The 6,645-nt window shown below is 32.8% G+C and carries 6 protein-coding genes and 2 pseudogenes; 4 read left to right on the top strand and 4 right to left on the bottom strand.

The window, feature by feature from the left end; all coding sequences use genetic code 11:
• A pseudogene (locus ACECE_RS28135) lies at positions 1–542 on the top strand (ISNCY family transposase); the annotation flags it as partial.
• 379 nt (positions 543–921) lie between these two features.
• Here ACECE_RS28135 and ACECE_RS29620 read toward each other — a convergent pair.
• Together ACECE_RS29620 and ACECE_RS30325 are read right to left on the bottom strand one after the other, a co-directional pair.
• Positions 922–1,644 (bottom strand): zf-HC2 domain-containing protein, encoded by a 723-nt coding sequence (locus ACECE_RS29620; RefSeq protein WP_010250022.1) that lies wholly within the window; start codon positions 1,642–1,644, stop codon positions 922–924.
• Positions 1,644–1,802: pseudogene (locus tag ACECE_RS30325) on the bottom strand (RNA polymerase sigma factor); the annotation flags it as partial. The pseudogene ACECE_RS30325 and the gene ACECE_RS29620, both read right to left, overlap by 1 nt.
• Before the next feature lie 143 nt (positions 1,803–1,945).
• On the opposite strand from ACECE_RS30325, the gene ACECE_RS0218720 reads away from it, so the two are divergent.
• Entirely contained in the window at positions 1,946–2,302 is a 357-nt protein-coding gene (locus ACECE_RS0218720) for a PadR family transcriptional regulator (RefSeq protein ID WP_010250018.1), read from the top strand.
• A complete protein-coding gene (lepB, locus tag ACECE_RS0218715) occupies positions 2,272–3,111 on the top strand; it encodes a signal peptidase I (protein WP_010250016.1) in 840 nt (279 codons plus the stop codon). Before ACECE_RS0218720 ends, lepB begins: the two co-directional genes overlap by 31 nt.
• 63 nt (positions 3,112–3,174) lie before the next feature.
• On the opposite strand, the gene ACECE_RS0218710 is transcribed toward lepB, so the two are convergent.
• The gene (locus ACECE_RS0218710; protein ID WP_010250014.1) at positions 3,175–4,551 is read right to left on the bottom strand and encodes a DUF4179 domain-containing protein; all 1,377 of its coding nucleotides are present in this window, start codon (positions 4,549–4,551) and stop codon (positions 3,175–3,177) included.
• A gap of 20 nt (positions 4,552–4,571) precedes the next feature.
• Positions 4,572–5,105 (bottom strand): sigma-70 family RNA polymerase sigma factor, encoded by a 534-nt coding sequence (locus ACECE_RS0218705; protein ID WP_010250012.1) that lies wholly within the window; start codon positions 5,103–5,105, stop codon positions 4,572–4,574.
• Positions 5,106–5,529: 424 nt separating this feature from the next.
• Here ACECE_RS0218705 and ACECE_RS28125 point away from each other — a divergent pair, with 424 nt between their 5' ends.
• Positions 5,530–6,390 (top strand): alpha/beta hydrolase, encoded by an 861-nt coding sequence (locus ACECE_RS28125; RefSeq protein ID WP_010250010.1) that lies wholly within the window; start codon positions 5,530–5,532, stop codon positions 6,388–6,390.
• The last annotated feature ends 255 nt before the right edge of the window (positions 6,391–6,645 follow it).

Raw genomic sequence — 6,645 nt, 5'->3', positions numbered from 1 at the left:
TCTTAGATGAACTCAAGTTTCAAAGGGCTCTAATACCTTTGAATTCCAGAAATTCAAACCTTAATCTTCCGCCTATTAAATACAATGATGATGGTTGGCCACTTTGCTCTAAAGATTCTTCTGTACCAATGAAACCAAATGGCTGGAGCCGAGAAGAAGGAAGAATCGAAAGATTCAAATGGCGGTGCCCACAGGCAAAACTAATTAAAGGTAAATGGGTTACTTCTTGTGATAACCCCTGTAATGGCAAGCCTTGCGGTCGTGTAACCTTCACATCTCCTGCCATGGATAAACGCATGTATCCAGGTGTGATTAGAGGCTCTGACGAATGGATTTCTGACTACAAAATTAGGACTGTAGTAGAAAAAAACATTCAATACCTTAAGGAGCCTATGGCCTGTGGTAATCTTAAAACAAGAGACAACCTAACTATTAAAGCAGATTTATATCTCGCAGGTATCACACAACTAATTACTGTAATACTTGCAGATAAAATTCATGAGCACAAGTATATACGTAGTTTAAAACCTTTAATCGCTTGATTTACTAACTTACTCTTGAAACTTATGTCTTATACATAAGCTTATTTGTGCTGTAATTTCATCAACAAGGTTCTGGTTTTTCAGTCAAATCACTAACATATATCCCTCTTAAGTTATCAAAGTCCATTTTACATCTCTTCTAACTTTTTACATCTGATTTTTTAAGTCATTTTGCAAATGCCTAAAATAGTAAATACTAAACTTGTTAGCAACAAAGTTTAAATAATATTTTATAGTAAAAATTTACTTTATATAATTATAATATAAATATGCCATCTAAACAACCAGAAAATCTCAGAAAACATATTAAAAACATGACCCAACTTTTCTGCTCATACTCTTAAAAAACACCTTATAAAAATATTACCTGCCCTCACCTTTATCCTGGATTATAGGTCTTTATAAATTCATTAAATCTATTCATGATCATTTCTTTAACCTCAGAGTCACTTTGAGACTGATCAGCTGAATACCCCAAACCGCCTACCTCAACCTTTCTATTTGTATATAATCCAAGCTTAAAATCATAAAGCTTATTATCATACTTTATTTCTATTATTGTATATCCACATGTAAATCCATCATCACTTTCAATTACTGTATCCCTATGAGAAATAATTTCTATACCATCATTTTTTAACTTCTTCATTCCCTCAATCCACTGTTTTTTTTCTTCTTCCTCTGTGAGATCTACTCCATATGCTCCCGAAAATTGTACATGGTCAGCAGCTTTTTCAAACTGACCTTTTTCGAGTTCCCATAAAAATATTTGGGATTTCATTCTCCCAGCGATTGTTAAAAAGGCCACCCTATCGCTATCTATTGTATTATAAGTCAGTATAGAGACAGGTATTAAGATAGCAATTATAATTAACGCAACTGTCAAACATGTAATAATTTTCTTAAATGGTCTTTTGGCTTTTAAATTCTCCTTGATAAGTTCTTCATTTACTTCTATTTCACATTTTTGATCATTAAATTTTCTACTGCAAATCTCGCACTCTTTCAAATGATCTTCCACTAAAGACCTGCTTTCATTGCTGCAAAAATCATCTATATATAACGGAAGCAAGTCTTGAATTATCTTGCAATTTGTTTTCATCATAACCCCTCTCTTTCTATATACAATGATTTAATCTTCTCTTTTGCCCGGTAATATGTAACTCGTACCCAGGTTTCACTCTTTCCGAATATTTCACTGATCTGCTGATAGGATAGTTCCCCAAACACTCTTAAACTAAAAACCTCTTTATATGGTTCTATATATAAGACTTTCTTAAGTGGATTTTGTTACAGATTTTTTATTACTATTTTATCATAAAATATTTTCTTTAAGTACCTTGTAATACGATGTACATCGATATATAATATTATTAAGCAACTGTAAAAGGATGGTAGATAAAATGGATAAAGAGTTGATGAAAGGAAGTATAGATATATTACTGCTTTCTCAAATAGCCTTGAAAGATACCTATGGGTTTGAAATTATTAAGAATTTACAAGCTAAAAGCAATAACCTGTATAAGATGAGTGAAGGTACTTTATACCCGGCACTTCAGCGCCTTGAGCAAAAGAAGTATTTGAAATCTTATTGGGGAGACTCTGAAACAGGTGGAAGAAGAAAATATTACAGCATTACTGAACATGGAAAAAAGGAATTGGTAAAAAAAATTGAAGACTGGAACCGCGTAAGTGAAATGATAAATTCATGTAAAGGAGATGTATTGGAATGGGCAAATTCGAAGATTACATTGGGGTAATTTTAAAACAAAGGCATATAAGCAAAATTCAAAGAGCGGAGTTGGAAGAAGAAATCCGTGATCATCTGGAAATGATAAAGAAGGAATTGATTGATGAGGGCTATTCTGAAAAACAAGCAGAAGCTATAGCTGTTAAAAGATTTGGAGAAGCCGAAGATATTAAAAAGAGGTTTAGAAACGTATTTACTCCTTTTAGAATGTTCAAGGATGCAATTGGTCAGAAGCGTTTGTTAGTAGAGTCAATTCAATGGGCTACTACATTTGTTGTGGCAATACTAGTTTCAATGACAATAAGAAGCTATGCCTTTGCAGCAACTGAAGTCAGGCAATGCTCGATGCAAAGCACATTATATGAAGGACAGCGACTAATAGAAAGCAAAATAGAGTATTATTATTCAGAACCTCAAAGAGGAGATATAGTTATAATAAATGATGAAGCTGAAACAGGAGTCATAAGTACATTCGTTGCAAATACAAAGGAATTTATCGATAAGGTTTTCAAAAAGGATGAAAAGTATAGATTGATAAAAAGGGTTATTGGACTTCCGGGGGATGAGATTGATATAAAGGACGGAAAAGTCTATATAAATGGAGAATTGTATAATGAACCTTATGTTAAAGGCTCTACTTCTCCTAAGGATATGGAATTTCCAATAAAAATACCTGACAATGAATACTTTGTTATGGGAGATAATAGAGAAAATAGTATGGACAGCAGGGATTTTGGACTTATAAGTAATGATAAAATTGAAGGTAGAGCTGTTTTAAGACTTTGGCCGCTAGATAAGGTTGGTGGAATTTATAACTGATTTGCTACAAGTTATCAAGGGTTCAGTATAACCTTTGGTTCCCTGAACCCCTGAGCAATGTTTTTAATTAAGCGGGATTTCTATTTTGTATTGGTCTAGTAAGTCGAATTTTTCATCTGTGATATATCCTAATTTATATTTCTTTTCTGTATCCAGCTTTGGCAAAACGCTTACGTATATACCTTTATCCCTATTAATAATATAATCTTTTCTGTAAATAGACATATTATCAAAAACATCGTTACCTTCTTCATCTACAAAGAAAAAGTTGCCTTCATTTAGTACTGTACCCTTCTTTGTGTAATATAATTTTGTATCATCCTCTCCGTATTCAATTTTTTCTATAATCAAAGCTCCCTTACTTGACATTTTCAGTTCTAGAGGGAATTTATCAATACTAATAACCGGATTATAATTTATTTCCTTTGGGGCATTATCCGCATAAGTATAAATCGGAACTAGTGTTAAGTATTTGGACCCCTTACCGCCTTTTATAAATTCAAAGCTGTTTCTTGCATTCTCGGGTTCTGAAATAAGCTGACCTCTCAGCACATCCAGTTCATTTCCTTTATCATCAAACAAAGCAAATAAACTGAAAGGTGATGGGCTATTTTCCTTAGTATATTTTGATACTGATGTGTCAAACTTTTCGCTGATGATAATTTGGTTGCCAAAAGGAGTAAAGGATACCTTTTGTATATTAATATTATGCTCCCTGCCGTCAGGATTTTTTATATATGCGTTCTTGTTTACTTCTACAATCTTTACGTCCTTCATAGCCGTTTCTTTTGAAACATCAAGCTTAAAATCCCACTTTCCTTCCTTCGCTAAGGCATAAGAAACTGAAAAATCTACTTTTGAATATTTTTGAAAGATATCCCCGCTTATATCAGCCCTTATCATGCCTTTAACCTTTCCATCATCTGTAAGGTATGCATCTGAACTGTCATTATTTGAAATCTTCTTCTGATTACCATCAATTGAGATTTCTCCGAGAATACCATTTACAATTGGAATTCCACCTTCACCTATAGATACCTTTTCCCCATCTCCCTCGGCTGTATAAAACAGCACAAGGAAATTGCCATCACAGGCTATATTATCAATAGTTATACTCACTCCATTACTAGTTATAGTCTTGCCAACTTCTGTAGAGTACTTCACATAGGCTTGAGCATCTCCACTATATTTAAGACTTGAATTTCCTTTGAAAAACTCTATCACTGTATTAATTAAAGGAATATCTTTTGCATATACAAATGTTAAGGATGTTGTAATAATTGCGGCAGCAGCAACAACAGCAATTACAGATCTTTTTTTCATAGTTTGCCTCCTAGGGAGATTGTTCATTGATTTTTCAATCTTTCTTTCCAACGAATCCGGAATTTTCAGTTTCTCTTCTTTTGCTTTTGCTTTAAGCATACTATCAAAATCGTCCATATAGTTTTTCCTCCTCTATTTTAACAGTCGATAAGACTTTTCAGTCTTTCTTTTGCCCTGCTGAGCCGCGATTTTACCGTTCCTTCGGGCCAATCCAAAGTCCTGGAAATATCCTTAATACTCATATCTTCGTAATAGAACAAAATTGTCACAATTTGCTGGTTTTCTTCGAGTAAATTAATAGCCCTGGCAAGCTCAAAATCCTTATAATTATCTTCATATGTATCTTTTATAATATTTGACTCATCAAATACAATTTCCCGTTTCTTTTTTCTTATTGTTGCATAACATTCATTGACAAGAATTTTGTAGATCCACTGCTTGAAAGTGTCACTTTTTCTTAGTTTAATGATATTTGTATAAGCCTTTAAAATTGTACTGCTAATTGCATCTTCTACATCATGTTCATTTTTTAAGATGCTTTTTGCTATCCTGTACATTGAGCGCTTATTATTATGTATGAGCCTGCTAAAAGCATTTCCATCTCCTTTTATCGCATTGGCAACATCCGTATCTTCAACACTATTATTATGAAGTAGCATTATTCCCTCCATTCTCTCTCACCTCCTCCATCTACTACTAGAAAGATAAAAGAGAGATACAAAAAGTTCCAAAAAGTTTTAGAAATTAGTGCCAATTTTGCATATAATAATCAGCTATAGAGATATATTCTTTTTTGCACTTCTCTATAGTTAGGTACAATACTTTGTTAAAGGGACCTGTAATTGCATTTATATTTCAGTATAGCTCAAGGATGCTCCTATTGATATGGGAACCTTTTTTGTATATAATCTCATTAGTAACAGCAAATGTAAATAGTTTTACAAGCATAATACTTGTATGGAGCCAACATAGCACCACTGTTTTAATCTTGGTGAATATATAATAAAAAGTATAATAAGATTTTTGAAAATGATTAAAATCTATGATTAAGTAGAAAAACAAAGGATTATTAAAGAAATATTAGGGGGAATACTTTTGAGTAATACAGATAATTCCAAGAAGAACTTGAAATTTAAAAGAACAAAGCGCTTTTTTATAGTTGCTATAACTCTCTATATACTAGTTTGCATAGCAGCATATTTTTTTCAGGAAAAACTTATTTTTTCGAGGCAAAAGCTATCAGGTGAAGTAACGGCTCTATCGACTGGAATAAATAGTACCAAAGACATTGAACTTACAATGAGCGATGGCATAACAATAAGAGGATGGTTTTTAAGAAACTCAACTAGCAACAAGTCAAATTTACTCATTTATTTTGGTGGAAATGCAGAGGAAGTATCCCTTCTTATTCCCAAAATGTCAAAACTTCAAAATTGGTCTGTTGCATTAATCAACTATAGGGGTTACGGAACAAGCGAAGGAACTCCTGGTGAGAAAGTATTGTTTAGTGACTCTCTGGAAATATATGATTATTTTGCGAACAGAGAAGATATTAATAAGAATAATATCGTAGTTATGGGAAGAAGCGTTGGAACAGGTATAGCTACATTTCTATCAGAAAAAAGACCTACATCTGCTGTAATTTTAGTTTCGCCATATGATACGTTAGCAAATGTTGCTAAAGGGAAACTTCCTTTTCTACCTGTTAACTTGCTTTTAAAACATAAATTTGATTCAATCAGTCGTGCTCCATCAATTAAATCTCCGCTATTAATAATGGTTGGTACTGAAGACACCTTGATTCCTCCCCGTATTTCAAAAAGACTTGCAAATGCTTGGTGCGGAAAGGTTCAATGGGAGGAAATACTTGGCAAGAGTCACAATTCTATTGACGATGGAGAAATCTATTTGAATAAAATTAGAGCGTTTTTATCAAACGTTGCAGGGCATTCATAAAAGCTTTTAAAAAAATTTGACTCTTTAAATAATAAAGATAGTTTTGTTTATTGGATAGCCATGATTACAAAAAACCTTTGAACCTCTCCATATTCAATTTTTTCTATAATTAAAGCTCCCTTACTTAACATTTTCAGTTCTAGAGGGAATTTATCAATACTAATAAACAGATTATAATTTATTTCCTTTGGGGCATTATCCTCATAAGTATAAATTGGAACAGTGTTAAGTATTTGGACCAATACTCTGTTATGT

Origin of the sequence: Acetivibrio cellulolyticus CD2 (assembly GCF_000179595.2) — a bacterium.
Lineage (GTDB): Bacteria > Bacillota > Clostridia > Acetivibrionales > Acetivibrionaceae > Acetivibrio > Acetivibrio cellulolyticus.
Note: the sequence above shows the minus strand (reverse complement) of the source record. Positions and strands in the feature narration are given on the sequence as shown.